Source organism: Pantoea sp. PNA 14-12 (genome assembly GCF_004364735.1).
Lineage (GTDB): Bacteria > Pseudomonadota > Gammaproteobacteria > Enterobacterales > Enterobacteriaceae > Pantoea > Pantoea stewartii.
In genome coordinates this window covers 331,623-356,540 of sequence record NZ_SOAJ01000003.1, presented here as the reverse complement: position 1 = coordinate 356,540, position 24,918 = coordinate 331,623, and the positions used below count along the sequence as shown (strand labels likewise).

Sequence of the window (24,918 nt, the reverse complement as noted above, 5' to 3'; positions counted from 1 at the left end):
GTGTGATGAAACGGGAAGAGGCATGAATGGCGACCGCAATGATGAATACACATAAAGCGTTTAAACGTCTGCAACGGGCAGGCATCAATGACCGTCAGGCCGAAGTGATGGTCGATATTTTTGCGCAGATACAGCAGGACAACGCACTCTCGCGCGCTGATGTCATGCAGGCTTTTACGCGTCATAACCAGCATATTCTCAGGCTGAGTAAGCAGTCTGAGAATATGGAGACCGATCTCAGCGTGTTGAGAACGGACTTCGGTAGCCTGAAGAGTGATGTCAGCATACTGAGAACGGACTTCGGTAGCCTGAAGAGTGATGTCAGCATACTGAGAACGGACTTCGATAGCCTGAAGAGTGATGTCAGCATACTGAGAACGGACTTCGATAGCCTGAAGAGTGATGTCAGCATACTGAGAACGGACGTCGACACCCTGAAGAGTGATGTCAGCGTGCTGAGAACAGACGTTGACAGCCTGAAGAGTGATGTCAGCGTGCTGAGAACAGACGTTGACAGCCTGAAGAGTGATGTCAGCGTACTGAGAACGGACGTCGACACCCTGAAGAGTGATGTCAGCGTACTGAGAACGGACGTTGACAGCCTGAAGAGTGATGTCAGCGTGCTGAGAACAGACGTTAATAGCCTGAAAACCGATGTGAACAGGCTGACTATGGATGTCAGTACGCTGAGAACCGATGTGGATGAAATCAGGACGGATGTCGGCGGGTTAAAAAACGATATGTGCTGGGTTAAACGTCTGCTTATGGTCATGACCACCACTCTGCTTATGGCGGCCATGAAATACATGCTTGTCTGAACGACCAGGCAGGGGCAGATCTCAGCCCCGAAGCGTTTCCAGCTTTTCTCGTTGCTGGCCTTCACGGGTGAAGTTGGTCTCTGCCAGCCAGCGTTCAAAACCCGCTTTCACCTGCGGCCATTCGCTGTCAATGATCGAAAACCAACTGGTATCGCGCGTGCGACCTTTATAGATGCGGGCCTGGCGAAAATCCCCTTCAAACTGGAACCCCAGACGTAACGCGGCCCGGCGAGAAGGCAGATTGCAGCTGTCGCATTTCCATTCATAACGTCGGTAGCCAAGCTGTTCAAAGGCGTAACGCATTAGCAGAAAATGTGCCTCTGTCGCCATTCTTGTCTGCCGAAGTAAGCGGGAGAAGGTGACGAATCCCACCTCCATCACACCATTCGCCGCGTCAATACGCATCAGCGATAGCGTCCCCACAGCCCTGTCGGTTTTTCGATCAACCACACTGAAATGCAGCGGATCCCGACTCGCCTCCATGGTTCTGGCATGAGCTAACCATGCGGCCTCATCATCACAAGGACCATCTGAAAGGTAAGTCCAGTCACGACCATCTTCCGCCAGTGACCAGGCCTGCCAGAGTGCCGCCCCATGCGCAGCGACGCTAAAGGGTTCAAGCCGACAGACCTGTCCCTGAAAAATCTCGCGTTGTGGTAAAGGGCGTGACTGCCAGTCGGGCATTGATTGCCCTACCGGTTGACCATACTGATTGAGGTGCTGTGCCATCGTGCCTCCTGCGTTTCGGTTAATCAAAACACGTTGCCACGTTACGCAGAGGTTGAGAAGTCTTACTCTGATAAAACGAAAAAAAACGGCCCCGTGACGAGGCCGTTATTTCACATTCTCCGGTTGCGTCGTGCCGACGTCCGGCGACGGGGTTATCCGCGGAAGAAGATATCGCCTGATTTACCCATGACGATCTTACCGGTGTCATCGGTAATCAGGATGTAATTGGCATTGATATAAGCCCAATGCGTACCGGGCTGAGGCGCAGGCAGGTTACGTTTCTGCCACTCCGTGATGGTATAGGTCTTGCTGCGGTATTTATCTGGCACGGTATCACCGATTTTATGCTCTTTGTAATCGATGATGATGGTGCTGAGATCGTAGTTCGGCTTACCGGGATTACCCTCCGCATGCGATGGCGTGGTTGGCGTAATACCGTCGTTAGAGTCAGAACTCGCAGGTGCCTGGGACTGAACGGGTGCCGTTTCGGGTTGAGCCGCATTACTGCCTGGCTGTACGTTCGACTCGCCAGACGGGCTGGCAGGCGCAGCAGGTTGAACCTGCGGCGGCGGCGGCACATTGTCGGTGGTTTCGCCTGCGGCCTGAACAGCAGGGATAAGGCTCAGCGAGCCGAACAGTAAACCCGCTGAAATTAAAGCAATTTGAGTCCTGCGCATAATAATTTCCACATTGAATTGATTTTAATAACAGTAGACCACTCTGAAGACAATCTGAACAGGATTACCGTTCCATCACTCATAAAGGTAAGTGTAAGGAATCGCAACGTATTCCGGCTCCTGCTTACACCTTACCTGTCTTTTTCTGCCAGGTTAAGCAGCAATGTGATACCCAGGTAGTTACTCCAGTTAAACGCGTTTTGCAGCACCACAATCGCATTGCCAGCCTCTCTGTCAAAACCGATAAATGCCGAATAACCACCAATATAGCCTACCTGATAAGTGATGTTTCGCCCTTCCAGCCGGTCCGTTACCCAGGCGATGTTCTGCGTCTGGTTGCCCTGTTGGTATACGCGTTTATTCACCCCGGCGAACGCGCGGTTGATTTCAGGATACGGACCGGGCGTCAAATGTGCCCGCAGATAGACGCTGAGATCGCGGGCATTGCTGTACAGACTGCCTGCAGCCATCATATTACGTCTGAAGCGCCAGTCCGGCGTAATATCGCCGCGCGGAATAAACTTTGGCTGATCGCCAGCATGGCCCAGCGCCCGCGTGGGGAAACCGCTGAGGCGCTCAGGCACAAAACTCGTTTGCGTCATTCCCAGTGGACGAAAGATTCGCTGACGGGCCAGCCTGTCAATATCACTGTGGCATCGGGTGCGTAAGATATAGCCCAACAGCGCATAACCCAGATTTGAATACTGAGGAACGCGGTGACGGGGTGCCCTAAAGTCAGCCAGATAGCTGAGCACCCGGTCATCGTCGAGATTGCCGTAAAAATTCTGCCCCGTGCGAAGATAAGTCATGAACTGTATAAACATCGCCAGGTCCATGTCCTGGCGCGGCAATCCTGACGTGTGCGTCACCAGTTGTAACAGCGTGATACGACGGGCATCCGGGCTCAATGCCACCGTTGCGGGTAGCAGGGTTGCCAGCGTATCTTCCCAGCGCAGTTGCCCCTCATCGACTTGTTGCGTGATCACCTCTGCGGTTACGCCTTTACTCAAGGAGCCCAGCGCAAACAAGGTATCAGGCGTAATTGGATAACGATGGACATCGTCCGTCACGCCGGCGCTGTAGAACAACGTGGGCGCGTTTTTGTGGATAATGGCAATGCTGATGCCGGAGACCTGTTTGCGCTGCATGTAATGGCGCACCAGGTCATCCAGATTATCGTGGAAGGCGCTGTGAGTCAGATAAAGCCTGTCGCCCGTGGGGGCGGACGTTTGCGACAGTGTGCCGCAGGCGGTTAACCCTACCGCACCGATCGTCACTATGCCGAACCGTGTCAACATACCGCAGCATCCGGTCAGCAGGCCGGATAACGTCCGGATGAGCGTCTTTTTTCTGGTCACGTCCTCGCGCCCGTCTTATTGTCGTATCAGGGCGCTGACGAAAAGCTTCATCGCGATCCTGCAAGATGATACCGCTGTGCTTATATCGGCACAGTCAGCTAAATCTTTATCCGGTTGCCAGGCGGCGTTCCGCCTGTCGTTCCCTCTGGCATCAGGCCTTGCGGAGCCGGGAGAGTAACATAGCGACTGAGAGAATGCCTCTGTCGTGTTCCTTATTGCGTTGTGCATCTGATGGCGCTGCCATCAGATGCATAAGCGTGTACACTGCGCGCTTTTACACGCAGTCAATTTTCTGCTGAACCAGAAACGCCCGGAGAGAACCATGAAAGAAGGTCCATTAAGCGAGAAAGAGCTGCAGTGGCTTGATGATATGCTGGAAAAATACGGTAGCGAAGCATCTATTCTTGATGTGTCCGAACTGGATGGCCTGCTCACCGCCGTACTGTCAGGCCCGACAACGGTTGAACCCAACCGCTGGCTGGTTGCGCTCTGGGGCGGCGAAAAGCATATCCCTAAATGGAGCAATGAGCGCGAAATGACGCGCTTTATGGAGCTCTGCTTTCAGCATATGAATGATATCGCTGACCGCCTGTCCGAGTTTCCGGAGCAATTTGAGCCGCTGTTTGGCGTGCGTGAAATGGAAGGTCTGGAATTCACCGTGGTGGAAGAGTGGTGCTATGGCTATATGCGCGGCGTAGCGCTGACGGACTGGTCTGCGCTGCCTGCCGAACTGCATGAATCACTGGACGTCATCGCGCTGCATGGCAAGGAAGAAAACCTCGAAAAAGTCGATGCGTTAACGCCGGAAGAGATGGAAAGCAGCATGGATGCCATACGTCCTGCCGCTCTTGCGCTGCACGATTACTGGATTGCGCAGCCTGAGGCGATTCCTCAGGTTCAACAGCCTGTCACGGCAGCAAAGCAGCCCGGTCGCAACGATCCCTGCCCGTGTGGCAGCGGTAAAAAATACAAGCAGTGCTGTCTGCACTAAGCCACTCGGGGCCGGTAACCGGCCCCATTCACTGTTACAGGTACATGACATTAACGCGGCGCGGGAACGGGCTGCGCAGGTGACAGACCTTCGCCGTTCTTAATCCTGTCGATAGCCACCACGTTGTGCTTCATCGCGTCATTCAGCACCTGCACTGCCGAAGACGCATCGCGGTTTTTAATCGCCATAAACACCTTAATATGCGCTTCCACGCTCTCAAGGGTGATACCCAGCGAGCGATTCAGCTCTTCCAGGTAATAGTAGTAAATGTCCTTAATTGACTTCATCACGTTGTAAAACACGCTGTTATGGGAAGCCCGGATAATCGCCAGATGAAATTCATAATCGGCCTCCGAGTATTTCTTGTAATCCCCTTTGTTGATGAGCATGTTATTCAGGGCCTGCTCAAGCAGGGTAATGTCGTCTTCCGTCGCGTGTTCAACTGCCAGCTCGACACATTTAAACTCGACGGTCTGACGAAACACCATCATGTCATTAAACGCTTCCCGACTCAGGTGCATCAGCGGTCTGGCACTGCTGTTCAGCATCTGCGGCGTGAAATCTTCGCACACATAGCTGCCGCTGCCCTGACGGGTGATGATAATGCCAAGATCACGCAACCGCTGCACCGCACTGCGCACACTCACCCGGCTGACATTGAAAGAGTGTGTCAGCTCCGCTTCAGAAGGCAAGCGAGCGCCCGCGGGCCAGCTACCGTCCAGTAGCCGGGCCTTGATTTGCTCGAACACTTCGTTAACAACGTTCTGTTTCTGAATGGATTTTATGCTCACAACACCTTCTCATATGATGTCCTACATGATGCCATTCTATCTCATCCTTTCAGACAAAGTCCTGTGTTGACACTGTAAAGCACGCCGTTCGAAAACAGGTCATTATTCGCCGCGACGCGGGCTGAGCGCGGACACCCTGTGCTGACTGATGGCAGACTGTGCCTCCACCGCATCGGCTTCTGCGGTCAGATCGCGATCGGCCACCTCAGGCATGATCAGTGACGCCAGCAGACCGATGCAGGAATAACAGATTAACATCACCGCAATCGGGTGCCAGGAGCCGGTAAGTTGACAAAATATCCCCGCCAGCAGAGGACCTAATCCGGTGGCAAACAACCCGCCAATTTCTTTTGAAATCGCCATTTGTGCGAAGCGGTTTTGCGAACCAAACATCTCTGCCATGGTGATCCCTTCAATAGCGGCCTGGCCCAGCACCGCGATGTTATGAATCACGATCAGGCACACCATAATGGTGCTGACAGCCTGGGACTTGTCGACGATCAGTGAAATCATCGGGTAGGCCAGGAGGATCGAGCCGACGGTCAGTATGCGATAAGGAATGCGCCGCCCGACCCTGTCTGAGAGCCAGCCGAGCAGGGGAATCGTCAGAAAACCAATCACGGAACTGACCATGATGGCATCGGTGGGAATCGCTTTATTAAATAACAGCGTTTGCACCATATAGCCTGCCAGGAAGGTCTGAATAATCCCCGAATTTCCGGCCTGGCCAAACCGCAGGCCGGTTGCTATCCAGAACGCTTTCCCCTGAATTAACTGAAAAATGGACTGACTTTCCTTCGACCGGAGCGTAACGGTTGCGGATGCTGCCACATTTTCAAACACCGGGCTTTCTTTCAAATTAAAGCGCAGCCAGAGCGCAAACCCCATCACAACAAAACTGGCCAGAAAAGGAATACGCCATGCCCAGGCGACGACCTCTTCGTTAGTGAAAAACAAGAACATGACGGCCCAGATAGCGGTGGCACTCAAGGTGCCGCAGTTAGTGCCCATGGCAACCAGGGAAGCGATAAGGCCTTTTTTCCCTTTGGGCGCATATTCCGCCAGCATCGTACTGGCCCCGGCGATTTCTGCCCCTGCCCCTAATCCCTGTATTACGCGCAACGCGACCAGCAATAAAGGCGCCAGAATACCGACCTGCTGATAGGTCGGTAACACACCAATTAATGTGGTGCATATGCCCATTAATGCAATGGTCATAAACAGCACTTTTTTTCGGCCCACGCGGTCGCCCATTTTGCCAAAAAAGACGGCGCCCACAATACGCGCGATATAACCTGCGCCGTAGGTGCCCATGGCCAGAATTAACGCCATTGCGCCTGATTGCCCGGGAAAAAAGACTTCATGAAAAACCAGAGCCGCACCGAGGGAATATAACTGGAAATCCATAAACTCCAGCGTGGTACCCAACCATCCTGAAACAGAGGCCCTGACAAGATCAGACGTATTACGTTCTTTTGTACGCGTATGTGAATGACTCATGTTTTACCCCGAGGCCAACCCGGCGTTGACAGGTGAATAAAAGACAGGCGAGCGCAGTCCACGCGAGACGTGAGAGCATTTCACTCGCCCTGATCATTAAGGTTATTTGCACGCTGAATAACAGCGCTGTTGTGAATGAACTTAAAAGACGACTAACACTTTTGAATGCTGCGTTTTATCACTGGCGGCCTGCAAAGCCACTTCAATATCCTGATGCGCATACTGACCAGACAGGATCGGTCGCGGATCGATAATGCCTTTTTCCAGCCATTTCACTGCAACCGCAAATTCATCAATAAAACGAAAGGAACCTTTCCAGCTAATTTCTTTTACCAGCATCTGCGCGACAGGAAAATGAAGCGGGCTTTTTCCCATGCCAATTTGAACCACCGTGCCACCTGGCCGCGTCGCCAGGATACTGGTGCTGATGGCTGCCTCTGCCCCGCTGGCCTCCAGTGTGACGTCAAAGTAGCCCCGGTGTTCACAATAGCGGGCCATGGCCGCCGTATCGGCCGCGTCCACGGCGACATCGGCACCCATTTCACACGCAATACGACGACACCGCTCGCTGAGATCACAGGCCACAATTTCCGCTGCGCCCGATGCTTTTGCTGCGGCAATGGCTAACGCGCCTATGGGGCCTGCGCCCATTACCAGCACCTTTTTGCCCACGATACTGCCTGCCACATTAAGCGCATGAATGACGACTGCGGTGGGTTCGGCAACCGCCATCACGCTGGCCGGAACCTGCTCGTCGTAAGGCACACACTGCTGCGCGGACACCACGACATACTGTGCAAACCCGCCTTCCACATGCGGCGTGAACTGCGCACTGCCCATGAAGCGCATGGTTGGGCAGGCATTTTGTTTCCCGGCCTGACAATATTCACATCGCCCGCAGGGCTGCGACGGGTTAACCGCCACTTTCTGTCCGGGTTTGAGGGCAGAAGATTCCGGCGCATGATAAATCCGCCCCACAAATTCATGTCCGATAATAAAAGGATGCTGAATGACGGATAACCCGGCCCGCCCTTCGTGATAATAATGAATATCGGATCCGCAAATGCCGCCGCACTCCACTTTTATCACGACGTCATCTTCTGCGTAATGCAGCTCGCGCTCTTCTACCACAATGTCTTTTTTACCCTTTGCCACACAGGCCTGGGTCATTAAGCTATGCACGATGGGTTCCCCTTTGCAGGTCAATAAGGCTCACAACACGGCCAGCCAGCCGCCATCAACGTAAATCATCTGCCCGTTGATATAATCTGACGCGCGCGAAGCGAGGAAAACGGCGGTACCGGCCACTTCGTCTGGCCGGCCCCAACGTTGAGAGGGATTGCTGCTTTTCACCCAGCTATCAAACCGGGCGTCGTCCACCAGCGCACGGTTCATGTCGGTTAAGATATAACCCGGACCAATCGCGTTGGTCTGGATATTAAACTGCGCCCATTCGGCCGCCATTGAGCAGGTCAACATCTTGATTCCGCCCTTGGCCGCCGTATAAGGCGCAACCGTCGGACGCGCGGCCTGACTGGTTAACGAACCGACATTGATGATTTTCCCGCCCTGGTGACGGGCGATCATGCGCTTTGCCGCCGCGCGTGAAACCAGGAAGGCGCTGGTCAGGTTGGTATCAATGACTTTTTGCCACTGTTCAAGCGCCAGTTCCAGCATCGGTTTACGGTACTGAATGCCGGCATTATTGATAAGGATATCCACCGCAATCGCCTGCTCATCCAGCGCGGCAAATGCCTGTTCAATTTCGCCTTCATCTGTCACATCGAATACCCGCCCCGTGACGTGATAGCCTTTCGCCACGAGTTGTTCAACCGCCTCATCCAGCCCCGCTTTACGCGTGCCGTTCAAAATCACCTGTGCCCCGGCCGCCGCCAGGGCTTCAGCATAGGCATAACCCAGCCCACGAGATGAACCGGTGATTAATGCCGTTTTCCCGGTCAGATCGAACAGTGCAGTCATATTCCACCCTTAAATATGTATGACAACTATCTTATTAAGGTGAATTTACGCGCAGATTAAATCAATACGTAATGATGCGTTATGAGGCGTCTATCACAAAGCCCCCACCCTAAAATTGATTAGGATGCTGTATTTTAAGAAAATAAATCTTAACTACGTGCATAAAGTTCAGTCATTAGATCCCCATCACAGAATCGAAAGCTAATAAGGGCAACGACCCGGCTTTGTGATAAAACAGTCATGTTGTATGACAACATACCTGTTAGCCATGAGCAGCAACGAGCACGACGGTGGCGGTAAGTGGCCTGATAAAAGAGGAGCGATTGTGAGTAATCTGTCCATCACGAATGTTAAAACCATTCTGACTGCGCCCGGCGGCATCGATCTGGTCGTGGTTAAAATCGAAACCAACGAGCCGGGCCTGTACGGCCTTGGCTGCGCCACCTTTACCCAACGCATCTATGCGGTACAAAGCGCCATTGATGATTACCTGGCGCCTTTTCTGACGGGCAAGGATCCGGCAAGAATCGAAGATATCTGGCAGTCTGCCGCCGTCAGTGGCTACTGGCGCAATGGTCCGGTCATGAATAACGCCCTGTCCGGTGTCGATATGGCGCTGTGGGACATTAAAGGCAAACTGGCCGGATTGCCGGTTTATGAGCTGCTGGGCGGCAAGTGTCGCGATGGTATTGCGCTCTATGTGCACACCGATGGCGCAGACGAAGTCGAAGTGGAAGACAGTGCCCGCGCCAAAATGGAGGAAGGTTATCAGTATATCCGCTGCCAGATGGGCATGTATGGCGGTGCCGGTACTGACGATCTCAGACTCATCGCGAACCGCATGGTCAAAGCGAAAAATATCCAGCCTAAGCGTTCACCGCGCAGCAAAACAGCAGGCATGTACTTTGATCCGGAAGCCTATGCGAAAAGCATTCCACGCCTGTTTGATCATCTGCGCAACAAGCTGGGTTTTGGCGTAGAGCTTCTGCACGATGCGCATGAGCGCATTACACCGATTAACGCCATTCATATGGCTAAAGCCCTGGAGCCGTACCAGCTGTTTTTCCTGGAAGATCCGGTTGCGCCAGAGAACACGGAGTGGCTGAAGATGCTGCGCCAGCAGTCCTCTACGCCCATCTCAATGGGCGAGCTGTTCGTGAATGTGAACGAATGGAAGCCGCTGATCGACAATAAGCTGATTGACTATATTCGCTGCCATATCAGTTCCATTGGCGGAATTACGCCGGCGAAGAAAATTGCTGTTTACAGTGAATTAAACGGTGTCCGCACGGCCTGGCACAGCCCCGGCGATATTTCACCGGTCGGCGTGTGTGCGAATATGCATCTGGACCTGAGCTCACCAAATTTTGGCGTTCAGGAATACACGCCGATGAACGATGCCCTGCGTGAAGTGTTTCCCGGCTGCCCGGACGTCGAGCAAGGCTATGCGTACGTTAATGACAGGCCGGGATTGGGTATCGACATCAATGAAACGCTGGCGGCGAAATTCCCCTGCGAAGGCGGTAACCCCACCTGGACGATGGCCCGTACGCCCGATGGCACGGTCTGGCGTCCCTGAATCCGTTAACGGGAAGCAAAGGCGCAACAGGGTGCCTTTGCTTTATTCTTCCCAGTCCTGTAAACGAAACGAGCTCGCGTTCTGACCAGGGGCCGGGTCAGTGCCCCTGAGTCGCTACCGGTTCATCCACCCCAATCAGAATTCGACGTCTTCCAGGCTAAAGTACTCGGTCTGGTCGTTATAAGAGAAAATCTCCGCATAACGGCCCCAGTTAATCACACTATCCAGCGTCTCTTTAGCCGCACTGTCGGAAAGCGAATCTTCCAGTTCCTGTTCAAAACGCACGCGCGGTGCACGATGTCCCGGACGCTCATCCAGCACCGTTTTGATCAGGGCGGCCAGCGGCACGTAACGCAGCAGATGATCGGCAAACATCACCTTGCGCTGCTGCGTGTCTGACTCGGCAAACACCCGGGCGGGCGGCGTCAGGAAGATGTCCCCTTCCCGCACGTCCGCAAAGCCCAGCGACTGAAGCACTTCGGCTATCGGGAACAGTTCATCGACTTCCAGATGCAGCGAACGGGCCACCTCTGGCATGTCGGCGCGGCCGTGGTACGGTGCTGCTGCCAGGGTTTCGATCAACCCGGCCATCAGGTTGGTTGACACATGCGGCAGCCGCGTTCCCAGTCTGAGGCTCTTTTTCACATTATCGCTGGTAGGCCGTGCGGTCATTTGGGTATAAACATCATCGACCAGCCGACGAAAAGCCGGATCCAACCGGTTACGCGGATGGCCAAAGGGCACTTTGATTTCTGCCACTACGCGCCCGGGGTTAGAGGACAGCACCAGAATGCGGTCACACATAAAGACGGCTTCTTCGATATTGTGGGTGACAATAAGCACCGATTTCATCGGCATCTGTCCCTCATTCCACAGATCGAGTAAATCGGTACGCAGCGTTTCGGCGGTTAACACATCCAGCGCGGAAAACGGCTCATCCATTAACAACAAGGTGGGATCGACGACCAGAGCGCGTGCAAAGCCCACACGCTGACGCATGCCGCCCGATAATTCACGCGGATAGGCGTTTTCGAAACCGTCCAGGCCGATGAGGTCAATGGCCGCCAGCGCACGCTTTCTGCGTTCCGCTTTTTCCACGCCCAGCGCTTCAAGCCCGGCTTCTACGTTCTGTAGCACCGTTAACCAGGGAAACAGCGCAAAGGTCTGGAACACCATCGCCACGCCTTTGGCAGGGCCGTTCAGCGGTGCGCCCAGGTAGTCAACGGAACCCGAGCCGGGCGTAATCAGACCAGAAATAATGCGCAGCAGTGTCGATTTTCCCGAACCAGAGCGGCCCAGCAGCCCCACTATCTCGCCTTCCTGCAGAGTCAGATTAACGTCATCCAGAATCAGCACTTCACCGTGCGCTTTATCGTAACCGTGCTTAATGTCTTTTACCGTCAGGACCGCCTGGCGACCGTCCGTTTTTTTGGTCGACACGTCTGCATGGTGTGTGGGTTGATTGTTTAACATCTCGGGTCCCTTAATTAGCACGGAATTTTGATTCAGCGTAGACGTACAGCGGCCGCCACAGCAGACGGTTGAACAAGGTGACAAACAACGACATCACGGCGATACCAAGAATAATCCTCGGGAAGTCCCCAGCGGCCGTGGTTTGCGCGATATACGCCCCCAGGCCGTGGGCGGTGACCTGCGTATTTCCCCATTGTACAAATTCGGACACGATGCTGGCGTTCCAGGCTCCGCCGGAAGCGGTAATGGCACCGGTAATGTAGTAGGGGAAAATGCCGGGCAGCATCACCTGACGCCACCACTGCCAGCCGCGAATATGAAAGTTTGCGGCAGCCTCTTTGTAATCATTGGGAAAGGCGGTGGTGCCCGCCACGACGTTAAACAGGATGTACCACTGCGTACCAAGCACAATAAGCGGAGACAGCCAGATATCCGGATTCAGCCTGAAGTGCACAATCATAATGACGAACACCGGAAACATCAGGTTGGCCGGGAACGCCGCCAGGAACTGGGCAACCGGCTGAATTTTTCCGGCCAGTGCAGGACGCAGGCCAATCATCACGCCCAGCGGCACCCAAATCAGCGATGAAATCAGAATCAACACGGTGACGCGCAGAAGCGTAATCAGCCCCAGGCCGAAGACGTGTTTCACGTCCGCCAGCGTGACACCGATTTGCACATAGGTAATAACCCGCCAGACCACATACAGGGTCAGTAAAATGACGAAGGCGCCCCAGATAAAGTCACCCAGACACGAGCGGGATTCCGTGCTGCTTTCGGCCCGGACCGACCTGGAGGCAGGCCAGCGCCACGAGATACGCGCCAGCGCAGACAGCAGCAGGCGCAGCGGCGTAAAGATCTGGTGAATCAGGCGCGTACGGCGCATCAGATCACGCACCCATGAGGTCGGCGCACTCCCCGAACGTGTGTTTTCCATGCGGAACTTATCCGCCCAGGCCACCAGCGGCCTGAACAACAGTTGATCGTAAGCCAGAATCACGATCACCATCGTAAGCAGTACCCAGCCCACCGCATGGATATCTTTATGCAGAATCGCCTGTGCCAGATAGCCGCCCACACCCGGTAAGGTAAAGGTGTTGTTACCCACCGTGATCGCCTCTGAGGCGACAATAAAGAACCAGCCCCCCGACATCGACATCATCATATTCCACACCAGTCCCGGCACGGCGAAAGGCGCATCCAGCTTCCAGAAACGTTGCCAGCCGGTCAGATGAAAGCCACGTGAGACTTCCACCAAATCGGCCGGTACGGTACGTAGCGACTGGTAAAAGCTAAAGGTCATGTTCCAGGCCTGACTGGTAAACAGGGCAAATATCGCCGCCAGTTCTACACCCAGCACCTGCCCGGGAAACAGGGCAATAAAAAAGGTCACGGTAAAAGAGATATAACCCAGCACCGGCACGGACTGCAGGATATCCAGAATGGGCACTAACACCTTTTCTGCCCGGCGACTTTTGGCCGCCAGCGTGCCGTAGATCAGGCTGAACACCAGTGAAGCCAGCATCGCCACCAACATCCGCAGCGTGGTGCGCATGGCATATTCCGGCAGATTAGTCGGATCAAGGGAGATGGCCTGGGTTTTCAGGCTGTCAATCGGCATCAGCGTTTGATGAAAGCCCACCGCCACCATTGCAATCAGGCAAATAATCAGGGGAAATGCCACGGCATCCCAGACGTTTGGCAGCAACCGTCTGTTAGCCGCCAGCATGGTGAATCGGAAGTTCATGAGCCCTCTCTTCTTTTCATCACGGAGCGACTGAAGTATTTCAGGTGAGGGATTATCAGTCAGGATTATTAAACGTATGCTCACCTGATAGCGGGGTTTTTATTAATTTTTTATGAAAGCCCAGTCCCGGGTTTTTGCTGGCACGCGCAATGCTGTCCTTTTCTTAATACAAACAGACTGAATGATGTGGCAAAGGCCCCAACAATTTACGCCCATGCCTTACGCGACAAAGGCATCCTCGGCGCGTAAAACCCACGACATAATCACAGTTTGCTCTGTTTTTTGATGCCAGTGGTTGCTGAGACTGAGGGTTTAAAATATAAACCTTTTTAATATTTTTTGTACAGGCGCATGCGACAGGTTCTGGCAGCAAGCCATCTCTGTCTTGATAATCCATTTACTTAACGAATCGATTATTAAGACTGTTCTTAATCTCTCACCTTTCGCTGCGCTTTACTCTTTAACGGCACTAACCTGCCTTTCATTATCAGGGAGTGATCGAATGGCCTTACCACAACCGTATTCAAATTCTCTTCCGGATTACGGCGTGGGCCGACGGATGGGGCTGGTGTCAGCTGATGACATTGATTTTAACGCACTGGCGAATCGTCTGGATTGCATGCGGGACTTTAGCCAGGTCGGCATCATCTATTCTGACGGCCCACAGCAATGGCTGGTCCGGCCTTCGCGTTATCACCCTCAAGCCAGCAAAAGTCGTGTTAGCCATGTAGTAATAACGAAGGTCGATGCTATAAATCCTCAGGTTGCCATTAAGCCGCTGACGGAAACACTTAGTAAGCCTTCGCTGGCTGGCGAGATGATATCGACGATATTTTCATGTGGTGCTTAATTATTACGGGATTTCTTGCGATAGGTTCTGCCGTTGCCTTACCTTTGACAGCAGGAGCATCGGGTATTGTAGCAGGCATGATTATCGCAGGGGGTTTAGCGACAGGTATGCAGTGCGCCATCGGTAGCGCGCGATTATATGCTATCTACGAAGGTCAGGAAGACTATGTCGCGTGATTGATTCACAGTCATGGTATGTTGCAACAACGACCGCGCTGGATGTTATATCACTTGCCGGAGCGGGTGCCGGTCTAAAAAGCGCGATCGAAACGTATAAGGTAATGAAAGCGCCCTCTTCTGCAAAGGCCATCGACTGGCTTAAAACGTTAAGTCGCGCTGAGCGAAAAAAAATTACAGAGGAAATCATCCGCGCGCAAAACCCCGGTATTTCAAATGGCGGTATCAGGGCAGCCATGAAAGCAGGTGTGTACCCTAAACGTTATCCGGCCGAGGCTATACAAAAATCTCTTCAGCGTGAATTAACGTCTGCACTGGTGAATTCATCGGCGTTTGCTGGAAGCGCATTGACAGGCACGCTAAAAAACCCGCAAAACATTGTCCAGTCCGGGAAGTATATCATCGGCGTCATTCAGTCACTTCCCTCTACATAAGTTGTTAAAATGAAATACATTAATAAAACAATCAAGCTCAGCGAAAAAACGAACAAAGAAATAAATGTTAGTGGCGTTGATGAGCTGGAGCATATTAAAGATGACATGAAAGAAAAAATGGGTATGCCAATCGGATTACACACTTTTGGCGCCCCCTTAGTCATCAGTATGGTGCTGACGTTGATCAGCTTCTCCCTGCCTCAGTTTTCATTGTGGTTATTCATCTATGACCTGATGGGGTGGCAAAAACACGCTGTCTTTATCGGTATAATTGCTGCAGCGTTTATCTATGTCCTGGTCTTGTTTACAACAATGATGCTGGTTTCACGCGGAATATATTTGGCACTAAGAGCTTATATTTCCATCCTGTTTTTGGTATTAATGACTGCTTTAGTGTTTCTCTTTCTCACCATGGTTTCATCAATGAGTGGCAATAATAATTATTCGCTATCTTTTGCAGGTGCATTATTAAGCACTGCGTTAAGCCTGACCGCTCTCAAGTGCCTTAACAGTCAAATGTTTTATAAGTCCTGCGCTTTTATGCTTCATAATCGGGCCTGGCGAAAGCAACTCAAGCTCAGAAATAAAACGCATTCAAAATAGTCTTTTAAAACCTCAATAAAAACCCATGGTAACCATGGGTTTTATCATCTTACAGAGTTTCCCACAGCGATTATCCAGGCGGTTCTGACAAAACTGTCACATCCACATCGTTTGAATGACGTTTCCTTGTAGAAGATAAAGAAAGTTATTTATTTTATTTAATTGAGCCACTAAATCCTTTCGCACACGCTTTTAACGATAATGCCCATTTTACATCAGACAGAAATTATCAAGCCTGTTTTATACAACTCATCGCAACAGGCCCGTTTTTTTGTAACAGAACTCGTAATTAATGTTGCTCATACAAGCCCGGACACGCATAAAAATCAGACATACCTCACCCTTTAAAATAAAAAATCAAAACAACGTTTCATTTTTAATTGAAAGTCATTGGTGTGCCGAATAGGATGCGTGCAACTGGAATCAATAAGCCATTTATTACGTATTGCATTTACTATTCTATTTAACGGGAGATAAACGTGGATATCAGACAAAGCATTCACAGCGCGCACGCCAACACGCTGGATACACAAGGCCTTCGCGATGAGTTCTTAATCGAGAAAATCTTTGTCCCGGATGATTACACTCTGACTTACAGCCATATCGATCGCATTATTGTCGGCGGGATTATGCCTGTCACACGGACTGTCGCGATTAACAATGAGGTGGCGAAGCAACTGGGCGTCAGTGACTTCCTGGAACGCCGTGAACTGGGCATGATTAATATTGGCGGTCCCGGTAAAGTTACCGTGGATGGCGACGACTATGAGATTGGTCATCGCGAGGCGCTGTATATCGGCAAAGGCAGCAAAACGGTCGTGTACGCCAGTCTGGATCCACACCAGCCTGCAAAGTTTTATTTTAACTGCGCGCCAGCCCATAAAACCTTACCCATTCGTAAAGTCACGGCAGCGGATGCGGCCTCGGTCACGCTGGGCGATCCGCTGTCCAGCAATCGCCGAACTATCCATAAGTACCTTGTCCCCGAGGTAGTGGAAACCTGCCAGCTCAGCATGGGGCTGACCCAGCTCGAACCCGGCAATCTCTGGAACACCATGCCCTGTCATACCCATGCGCGCCGCATGGAAGTCTACCTCTACTTTGCTATAGCCGATGACGCCTGCGTGTTCCATATGATGGGAGAACCCCAGGAAACGCGTCATATCGTGATCCATAACGAACAGGCGGTGATCTCACCCAGCTGGTCTGTTCACTCAGGCGTGGGGACGCGTGCTTACAGCTTTATCTGGGGCACCGTTGGTGAAAATCAGGTGTTTGATGACATGGACCACGTCGCAGTCAACGATCTGCGCTAACCCATGGCGGCATGATGCAGTAAGCACAAGGCGATACGCCTGAAAGGAATCATTATGATACTGAACACATTTTCTCTACACGGTAACGTCGCGGTGGTCACGGGTTGCAACACCGGCCTGGGCCAGGGAATGGCGATAGGTCTGGCGGAGGCAGGCTGCGACATCGTAGGCATTAACCAGGTTGAGCCGGATGAAACCCAGGCGCGTGTTACCGCACTGGGGCGACGTTTCCTGAGCCTGAAAGCCGACCTGCGCAAGATTGACGCGATCCCTGCCTTGCTGGACAGCGCGGTTGCCCACTTTGGTCGTATCGATATCCTGGTCAACAACGCCGGACTGATTCGCCGTGAGGATGCCATCAACTTCAGTGAACAAGACTGGGATGATGTGATGGACCTGAATATTAAGAGTCTGTTCTTTATGTCTCAGGCCGTGGCCCGACACTTTATCGCACAGGGCAGCGGCGGCAAAATCATCAATATTGCCTCGATGCTGTCGTTTCAGGGTGGGATCCGTGTTCCGTCCTATACAGCATCAAAGAGCGGCGTCATGGGTATCACGCGGTTACTGGCAAACGAGTGGGCCAAATACCGGATTAACGTGAATGCTATCGCACCGGGCTATATGGCTACCGATAACACGCAGCAACTCCGGGCCGATGCGCAGCGTAATGCTGACATTCTGAATCGCATTCCGGCCGGGCGCTGGGGACAGCCGGACGATGTCATGGGGCCAGTGGTGTTTCTCGCCTCGCCAGCATCCGACTATATCAATGGTTATACCCTGGCCGTGGATGGCGGCTGGCTGGCACGTTAACCAGCATACGCTCATCGCCGTCTGTGTGGCGGTGTTATTGCGCATCACTGATACTCAGCGCGGAAATTATATTCTGGCCCTTGTTACGTGTTATTTAAATATCACGGATTAAACAACACAGTTTATATCGGTGTTAAATCGTCGCGCGTAAAAACGGGTAAGGTTCGCACCACGTAATAATGGCATCAATAAAAGAGGACGCTGTTTTTTACCTGAAACGTTTACGCCTTTTGGGCGGACAGCATTAAACACGGCCATTTGAAGCTGACGATTATCGCGTAAATCGCGAGGGCCAGGCATGAAAAATAATCACCATGGAATAATGATAAAACACAGGAATAACAATGACTACGCAATCTATTGAGCATCAACTCAATCTGTTACTGACGGGTTTTACACAGCTAAAAGACGAAGGACGATTTAACGAACCCAATATTGATGGCACAGCGGGAGATTATATTTCCTTCGCCAACTGGGAATGGCCGCAGGGCGTGGGATTATTTGGCCTCGTCCGGTTATGGGAACTCACGCAACGCAAAGATATTTACCAGCTTATTGAGACCTGGTTCCAGAATAATATTCAGAAAGGCCTGCCGCCCTTAAATATTAATACCACGGCACCGATGCTGCCGCTGTCGCTGCTGTGGGCTCACAATCGTGATCCTCAGTATCAAGCGGTGCTGGATCACTGGGCCAACAGGGTAATGACCGCGCTGCCGCGTACGCCGGAGGACGGGTTTCAGCACGTCGTGTCCGACGGCATTAATCCCATGGAAATCTGGGATGATACGCTGTTTATGGTGGTGCTGTTTCTTGGCCACTACGGCATGGCCGCCGGGCGACAGGAACTGGTGGAGGAAGCCGTGCGTCAGTTTTTACTGCATGCCCGCTATCTTAACGATCCGCAAACCGGTTTATGGTTTCACGGCTGGAGCTTCGCCGAGAAGAATAATTTTGCTCACGCCCGCTGGGCGCGCGGCAATGCCTGGATCACCGTTGGCATTATTGAGTTTCTGGAACTGACCGCGCTTCGCGGTGGCGTACGTGACTATCTGCTGGCGTGCCTGAAAACGCAGGTGAATACCCTCATCGATCTGCAATCCCCGCAGGGCGCGTGGCACACCCTACTCGATCATCCCGACAGCTACGAAGAAATCTCGGCCACGGCCGGGTTTGGCTATGGGCTGTTAAAAGGCGCGCGTCTGGGCTATGGCGATGACCGTTGGTTACAGGCAGGGTTGCGCGCGCTGGAAGCCGTGCAGCGAAATATTGATGACGAGGGCACCGTGCACAATGTGTCTTATGGCACCCGCATGGGAAGAACCCTGCAATTTTATAAAGACATTCCGCTTCAGCCGACCGGCTACGGTCAGGCGCTGGCCATCTTATGCCTGACCGAAGGGTTAAGGCACACCCAAAAATAATAATAACGCTGACACCAGGAGAATCGAATTATGACGCAGACAACCTATTGTCACTTTCCGCTGCAACAACGAGATGCTGTGCGCTACTGGCAGCTCTCGGCAGTGGCTTCACAACCCTATGACGTGGACGATGTTCCCATGTCGGGCGAGATGGATCCTTTTTTCTTTCTGAGCAAACATAAAAACTTTATTCCGCATACCTATCCCTGCCGTACTGAATTTCAAAAACAGTTCGCTGGCAAAAAACCCTGTCCGTTTGGCGACTGTACGCTGACAAACTGGTGGTTTCCTTTTGGGTCCGATCGGGTCGATTTGTCGGGGTTTTGGTTTCGCGCCACCCGCATTGGCGCACAGGCCGAAACCGCTCTGGTCGCAGCCGCGCCCGGCAGCCGTCGTTTTCGCCTGACCACCTGTGGCGCAGCACTGGTCACCCTGAACGGCGAGGAGGTTGCCTGGCTGGCCGATTATCAGCGCAACCTGGAAAGCCAGGTTGAATTTACGCTTAACCTTCAGGCCGGGTTAAATACGCTTCGCATCTGGTTTGACGATCTGGCCGAACGCGATGTCCGCTTCTTTTTCCAGCTGGATTACGTCGAGGGGGATCCGCTTCAGGTTGCGCTGGCGGTGCCGGCGGAGGCAGAACAGGTACGGCATATGGAGTCGATGCTGGAAGGAATGGCATTTGAACAACCGACTTATACGCAGGGGCCGGTTCGCCTGTGTTTCCCGTCCCCTGCGCCAGACACTTTCGATCTGAACGTTTTGGTTTCCGGCGATTTTATTTCGCTGGATGAGCCGGTGCGGCTTCGTACCGTTCTGGAGAAAGGCGAAGGGGCCGTCACGCTCGCCGAGAGCGACACATTGCCCGCCGATTTTCGCCGTTTTGCTGTCAGCCTGAAAAAAGGCGCTTTCCACATCACCCGCACGCTGGGCGTCGAAATCTGCCACGCTGAACGCCAGGCGCAGGTGCCTGACACTTTGGCAGCCAGGGCAGAAGAAGCCCTGAGGCACGTTGCGCTGCACGGCGAGTACAGCAGTGTAAAAGCGCTGGCACGCTTAGCCTGCGGGATGGATGACGCGGAAACCCAGTCGATGCTGGAAGGCGTTCTGCCTTCCGTTGAAGCCTGTCACGACTGCGCCGACTTTACCCTGGTGCCGCTGCTCTGGTGCCGGATCCAGTGGGCCGATCGCCTGGCCAGCGCCACACGGGAAAAAATCGATCGGGCCATTTTAGGCTTCCGCTACTGGATGGATGAACCGGGTAATGACGTGCAGTGGTACTTCTCAGAAAATCATGCCCTGCTGTTTCATACCGCCGCATACCTGGCAGGCAGCGCCTTTCCTGGCGCGACGTTTATCCGATCTGGGCGAACGGGCCGTGAGCAGGCCGCAGCCGGTCTGGCGCGCGTGCGGGCCTGGCTCGATCATTTCGAGCAGTGCGAGATGGCCGAGTGGAATTCAGCACCGTACTTCCCGATAGACCTGAAAGGTCTGAGCGCCCTTGCCGCCCTGGCAGAAGATGCGGACATCGTGACGCGCAGCCAGCGGGCCATATTGCGCCTGCTGGAGCAGCTCGCCCGCTCATCACATCAGGGCATGCTGACCGCCTCGCAGGGACGTTCCTATGAGCACACGCTGTGCGCAGGCCGCTCGCTGGAGCTGTCGGCGATCTCTCGCCTGCTGTGGGGAAAAGGTTACTACGGCTGCCGCTTCCATGCCCTGCCGCAGCTGGCCCTGCTGTTGCAGCAGAAAAAATTACCCCTTCCGCCCGGCCAGGCAAAGGTCGCCTGCTGGCAGGGTGACACCGCGCAGGAATGGTATTTTGCCCAGGGGAAAAACCGCATTGCCCGCCTTTATCACTATAAAACCCGCCACGCGGCTATGGGTTCGCTTGCCGGTTACCGCTGGGGCGAGTGGGGTTATCAGGAAACCCCGATTCATTTAAGGATTGGCGACGTGCCTGAGGCGCAAATCTGGATCAATCATCCGGGCGAAAAGCTGCACGGCGGTTTTGGACGCCCTTCGTACTGGGGAGGATGTGGCACATTGCCGCGCGTTCAGCAATATCGTGGCCTGGCCATCGTGATGTTCAACGTTCATGACGATCAGCCCGATTTTACCCATGCCTGGCTGCCGCAGCGCTATTTCAATGAGATGCGCGTCTGTGAGCAACGCATTTTGCTCCGCAGCGGTAACGGCATGGTGCAAATCTCGGGCAACCAGCCTTTCCGGCTGACAACCCGCGGTCCCGCGCAGCACTGTGAAGCCCGCTTAGCGGGAAAAGAGACCTGCTGGCTGATTCGTCTGAATGACGATCCGCAACTCAGCACGTTGGAAGAATTTGACTCGCGCTTCGCCCAGATCAGTGTCGAACAGCGTGAGGACGGCACGATTTGCGTGAACGATCCCCTTTACGGCGACGTGTTCTTCCAGCCGAATGGTTGTGTCTTTGGCCAGGGCCGGTTGCTGGATCCTGACAGCTGGACCCTTGCGGGAGAAAGCCATGAACTGGAGCTGCCTTCGGGCGCCCACGCTTAAGCTGAGAATGCGCAGGCCCGGCGACTGCAAGGCCTGCGCGGCCACGTAAAGGACAGGAAGCTCAGCGCCAGAGGATTTTCCTCTGGCGCTGCAAACGGATGGGCCTGTATGCCGCAGACAGGTTGCGTTCCGTCTGCGTGGTCCCTGTTTTTTGGGATGGCGTTCAGCTCTGTAATTTCCTCAGGCAGCGATCCATGGCACTGACCACCCAGTCGATATCGTGCGTCTGGAAACAGAGCGGTGGGCGGATTTTCAGCACGTTACCGTATGGCCCGGCAACGGAGGTCAGTACAAAGGCCTCACGTAACGCCTCCACCAGATCGAGTGCCAGACGTTTGTCAGGCGCTTTGCTTTCTCTGTCCTTCACCAGCTCAAAGCCGATAAACAGCCCTGCCCCACGGACTTCACCGATGCACGGATACGTTGCCTGCAGGGATTGCAGCGCCGCCAGCAGTGCAGCGCCGGTTTTCAGGCTGTGCGCCTGAAGTTCTTCCTGTTCAATGACATCCATCACCGCGTGCGCCGCCGCCATGGAGACCGGGTTACCACCAAAGGTATTAAAGTAAGGTAGCGCATCGCTAAACGCCGCCATGACCGGCGCTTTCGCCATCAGCCCCGAGACCGGAATGCCGTTCCCCATCGGTTTGCCGGTAGTTACGACATCCGGAACCACGCCGTGTCGGGCAAAGCCCCAGAACGCCTCGCCGGTGCGGGCAAAGCCAGGCTGCACTTCATCGGCAATAAAAATGCCGCCATTCTGATGCACCACATCAATCGCCGGTTTTAAAAAGCCGGGCTGACCGGGTAAAACGCCGTCTGACGAGAAAATCGAGTCGGCCAGGAACCCCGCAAATTTAATGCCGTGCGCAGCCATATCATCGATTTGCTTCTGAATTTCCTGCGCAAACCAGGCACCCTGATCCGCCGTCTGAATGCGATAAAAGTCAGGCGGGGCCACCAGCCGTGTATGCGGTGATAACGGCTGACCGCTGCCCAGCGCGGGCGAAACGCCGGAGGTAAGCGCACTGGTGCCGTGATAGGCTTCTTTGGACACGATGATGCCCGTACCACCGCTCCAGCACTGGGCAATGCGGATCGCCAGATCGTTTGCCTCAGATCCGGTACACATATACATGGCCCGATCGATCTCGGCCGGCATCGTGGCCAGAATGCGATCGCTGTACGCAAGGATCGATTCATGCAGATAGCGCGTATGGGTGTTTAACTGCATCATCTGTTTATGTACGGCATCCACGACCGCCGGATGACAGTGACCAATACTGGCAACGTTGTTATACATATCCAGATACTGATTGCCCGCCTTATCCCACAGATACTGGCCCTTTCCGCGCACCAGATGCACCGGATTGCGGTAAAACAGCCGATAGGACTCGCCCAGTACCTGACTGCGCTTATCGGTCAGTTGTCGAATGTCCGGTGCCAGCGTTTCCGCGTTTTCAGCACGAAAGCTGTTGGTATCCATTATGGTTGAACGTACCGTCATCGTGACTCCTTGGTCTTTGTGCTGCCCGGCGGCACGTTACGCACCGCCAGGCGGATATAAACGTTAATCGGTTTCTGCGGCAACAGAGCGCTGCGCGACAGCACCGCGGCGGGAGTGCGTGGTCAGGAAGTAGAGATAGCCCGCCACCATAAAGCCCACGAACAGCGCGCCGATCTGCGGGTTAAACCACAGCATCGCGATCAGGCAGATCACCGAGCCACACAGGGCGATGGCGGGGATCACCGGATAACCCGGTGCACGGTAGCTACGTGCCAGTGTCGGATCCGTGCGACGCAGTTTAAACAGGCTCAGCATACTCATGATGTACATGACGATCGCCCCAAACACCGACATGGTGATCATCGCGGCGGTCAGACTCATTCCCTGAAAGCTGATGCCATCAGAGAAAATGGCAACAATGCCGACCACACCGCCCGCCAGGATCGCCCGGTGCGGTGTATTAAAGCGCGACAGTTTTGCCAGTGAAGGCGGCAAATAACCTTCCCGCGCCAGCGCAAAGAACTGACGCGAATAGCCCATGATAATGCCGTGGAAACTGGCAATCAGGCCGAACAGGCCAATCCACACCAGCATGTGCATCCAGCGTGAATCGTTACCGACCAGCATTTTCATGGCCTGCGGCAGCGGATCGTTAATGCCTGACAGCGTGCGCCAGTCACCTGCCCCTCCGGCAAACACCATGACACCCATTGCCAGCACCACCAGCGTTAAAATACCGCTGATGTAGGCGCGGGGAATGGTCCGGCGCGGGTCTTTTGCCTCTTCGGCCGCCATGGCAACGCCTTCAATGGCGAGGAAAAACCAGATGGCAAAAGGTATGGCGGCAAACATCCCGGATACCGAGGCCAGAGAGAACGTATCCTGCCCTGCCCAGCCATGGGCGACAAAATTCGTCAGACTGAAGCCCGGCGCGACCACGCCCATAAACACCAGCAGTTCAATCACCGCCAGCAGCGTCACCAGCAGCTCAAAGGTTGCCGCAATGCTGACGCCGATGATGTTTAGCCCCATAAAGATCAGGTAGGCACAGACCGCAATGAGCTTAGGATTCACTTCCGGAAACTGCACATTGAGGTAGGCGCCTATCGCCATAGCAATGGCCGGGGGCGCAAACACAAACTCGATTAAGGTGGCAATGCCCGCAATCAGCCCGCCGGTATCACCGAAAGCACGGCGACTGTAGGCAAACGGTCCTCCGGCCTGCGGAATGGCGGTCGTCAGTTCGGTAAAGCTGAAGATAAAACAGGTGTACATGGCGGCGACAAAAAACGTCGTGACCAGAAAACCCAGCGTACCCGCGGCTCCCCAGCCATAGCTCCAGCCGAAATATTCTCCCGATATAACCAGTCCCACAGCGATGCCCCAGAGTTGCAGGGTACCAAGGGTGGGTTTCAGTTTCTCTTTCATCACTGCGTTCCCCGTCTGTGTAAAGTGAAAAGGCGATGCCTAAAAAGCTGACGGGTAGATGATGGACACAGCCGCAACAGAAAAACTTGACCGCAGAAAACAGAAACACGTCGGCTGGGGTCAAGTTGACCCGGGTCGGGTTGTGACGCCTCTGCCGAAGTCAATTTTTGCCTGCTCTCAGGTCAA

At 53.8% G+C, this 24,918-nt stretch carries 19 protein-coding genes and 1 pseudogene; 9 read left to right on the top strand and 11 right to left on the bottom strand.

The genetic code is table 11. From position 1 onward, the window contains the following. Positions 1-38 precede the first annotated feature (38 nt). Positions 39-818 (top strand): coiled-coil domain-containing protein, encoded by a 780-nt coding sequence (locus tag C7434_RS12775; RefSeq protein ID WP_166649056.1) that lies wholly within the window; start codon positions 39-41, stop codon positions 816-818. Between the two features lie 21 nt (positions 819-839). On the opposite strand, the gene C7434_RS12770 is transcribed toward C7434_RS12775, so the two are convergent. The 3 genes from C7434_RS12770 to C7434_RS12760 all read right to left on the bottom strand — a co-directional run bounded on the left by C7434_RS12770 (position 840) and on the right by C7434_RS12760 (position 3,522). Then, complete coding sequence (locus tag C7434_RS12770; RefSeq protein WP_033740173.1) at positions 840-1,547, bottom strand: GNAT family protein; 708 nt, start codon at positions 1,545-1,547, stop codon at positions 840-842. A gap of 152 nt (positions 1,548-1,699) precedes the next feature. After that, positions 1,700-2,224: an RcnB family protein gene (locus C7434_RS12765; protein ID WP_033740172.1), complete on the bottom strand. Its 525-nt coding sequence runs from the start codon at positions 2,222-2,224 to the stop codon at positions 1,700-1,702. 131 nt (positions 2,225-2,355) lie between these two features. Then, on the bottom strand, positions 2,356-3,522 hold the full coding sequence (locus tag C7434_RS12760) for a serine hydrolase domain-containing protein (protein ID WP_033740171.1): 1,167 nt from the start codon (positions 3,520-3,522) through the stop codon (positions 2,356-2,358). Between the two features lie 382 nt (positions 3,523-3,904). Between C7434_RS12760 and C7434_RS12755 the strand changes: the two genes are divergently transcribed. Next, entirely contained in the window at positions 3,905-4,573 is a 669-nt protein-coding gene (locus C7434_RS12755) for a YecA family protein (protein WP_033740168.1), read from the top strand. A 50-nt stretch (positions 4,574-4,623) separates the two neighbouring features. Here the strand turns inward: C7434_RS12755 and C7434_RS12750 are convergent, their stop codons facing one another. The 4 genes from C7434_RS12750 to C7434_RS12735 form a co-directional block, all read right to left on the bottom strand. Continuing rightward, positions 4,624-5,364: a FadR/GntR family transcriptional regulator gene (locus tag C7434_RS12750; protein WP_033740167.1), complete on the bottom strand. Its 741-nt coding sequence runs from the start codon at positions 5,362-5,364 to the stop codon at positions 4,624-4,626. Between the two features lie 102 nt (positions 5,365-5,466). Next, entirely contained in the window at positions 5,467-6,864 is a 1,398-nt protein-coding gene (locus C7434_RS12745; protein WP_033740166.1) for an MFS transporter, read from the bottom strand. A gap of 141 nt (positions 6,865-7,005) precedes the next feature. Beyond that, on the bottom strand, positions 7,006-8,034 hold the full coding sequence (gene idnD / locus C7434_RS12740) for an L-idonate 5-dehydrogenase (protein WP_033740164.1): 1,029 nt from the start codon (positions 8,032-8,034) through the stop codon (positions 7,006-7,008). A gap of 42 nt (positions 8,035-8,076) precedes the next feature. Beyond that, the gene (locus tag C7434_RS12735; protein WP_033740163.1) at positions 8,077-8,844 is read right to left on the bottom strand and encodes an SDR family oxidoreductase; all 768 of its coding nucleotides are present in this window, start codon (positions 8,842-8,844) and stop codon (positions 8,077-8,079) included. A 325-nt stretch (positions 8,845-9,169) separates the two neighbouring features. Between C7434_RS12735 and C7434_RS12730 the strand changes: the two genes are divergently transcribed. Beyond that, a complete protein-coding gene (locus C7434_RS12730; protein WP_033740161.1) occupies positions 9,170-10,423 on the top strand; it encodes an enolase C-terminal domain-like protein in 1,254 nt (417 codons plus the stop codon). 135 nt (positions 10,424-10,558) lie between these two features. Here C7434_RS12730 and C7434_RS12725 read toward each other — a convergent pair whose 3' ends face one another. Together C7434_RS12725 and C7434_RS12720 are read right to left on the bottom strand one after the other, a co-directional pair. After that, on the bottom strand, positions 10,559-11,896 hold the full coding sequence (locus C7434_RS12725; RefSeq protein WP_033740160.1) for a nitrate/sulfonate/bicarbonate ABC transporter ATP-binding protein: 1,338 nt from the start codon (positions 11,894-11,896) through the stop codon (positions 10,559-10,561). A 10-nt stretch (positions 11,897-11,906) separates the two neighbouring features. Continuing rightward, entirely contained in the window at positions 11,907-13,643 is a 1,737-nt protein-coding gene (locus C7434_RS12720; protein WP_033740159.1) for an ABC transporter permease subunit, read from the bottom strand. Positions 13,644-14,145: 502 nt separating this feature from the next. Here C7434_RS12720 and C7434_RS12715 point away from each other — a divergent pair. From C7434_RS12715 to C7434_RS12690, 6 genes and pseudogenes are all read left to right on the top strand, one after another. Then, positions 14,146-15,103: pseudogene (locus tag C7434_RS12715) on the top strand (hypothetical protein). Positions 15,104-15,112: 9 nt separating this feature from the next. Further along, entirely contained in the window at positions 15,113-15,706 is a 594-nt protein-coding gene (locus tag C7434_RS12710) for a hypothetical protein (protein ID WP_033740157.1), read from the top strand. Positions 15,707-16,185: 479 nt separating this feature from the next. Further along, the gene (gene kduI, locus C7434_RS12705; RefSeq protein ID WP_033740156.1) at positions 16,186-17,022 is read left to right on the top strand and encodes a 5-dehydro-4-deoxy-D-glucuronate isomerase; all 837 of its coding nucleotides are present in this window, start codon (positions 16,186-16,188) and stop codon (positions 17,020-17,022) included. A gap of 54 nt (positions 17,023-17,076) precedes the next feature. After that, positions 17,077-17,838: a 2-dehydro-3-deoxy-D-gluconate 5-dehydrogenase KduD gene (gene kduD, locus C7434_RS12700; RefSeq protein ID WP_039338815.1), complete on the top strand. Its 762-nt coding sequence runs from the start codon at positions 17,077-17,079 to the stop codon at positions 17,836-17,838. A gap of 344 nt (positions 17,839-18,182) precedes the next feature. After that, complete coding sequence (locus C7434_RS12695) at positions 18,183-19,262, top strand: glycoside hydrolase family 88 protein (protein WP_033740152.1); 1,080 nt, start codon at positions 18,183-18,185, stop codon at positions 19,260-19,262. A gap of 30 nt (positions 19,263-19,292) precedes the next feature. Beyond that, positions 19,293-21,800, top strand: coding sequence for a hypothetical protein (locus tag C7434_RS12690; protein ID WP_133745516.1), 2,508 nt, complete (start codon positions 19,293-19,295; stop codon positions 21,798-21,800). Positions 21,801-21,963: 163 nt separating this feature from the next. Here the strand turns inward: C7434_RS12690 and C7434_RS12685 are convergent, their stop codons facing one another. Together C7434_RS12685 and eat are read right to left on the bottom strand one after the other, a co-directional pair. Beyond that, a complete protein-coding gene (locus C7434_RS12685) occupies positions 21,964-23,304 on the bottom strand; it encodes an aspartate aminotransferase family protein (RefSeq protein WP_033740150.1) in 1,341 nt (446 codons plus the stop codon). A gap of 63 nt (positions 23,305-23,367) precedes the next feature. Next, positions 23,368-24,732, bottom strand: a complete 1,365-nt coding sequence (gene eat / locus C7434_RS12680) for an ethanolamine permease (protein WP_033740149.1) — start codon at positions 24,730-24,732, stop codon at positions 23,368-23,370. Between the last annotated feature and the right edge of the window lie 186 nt (positions 24,733-24,918).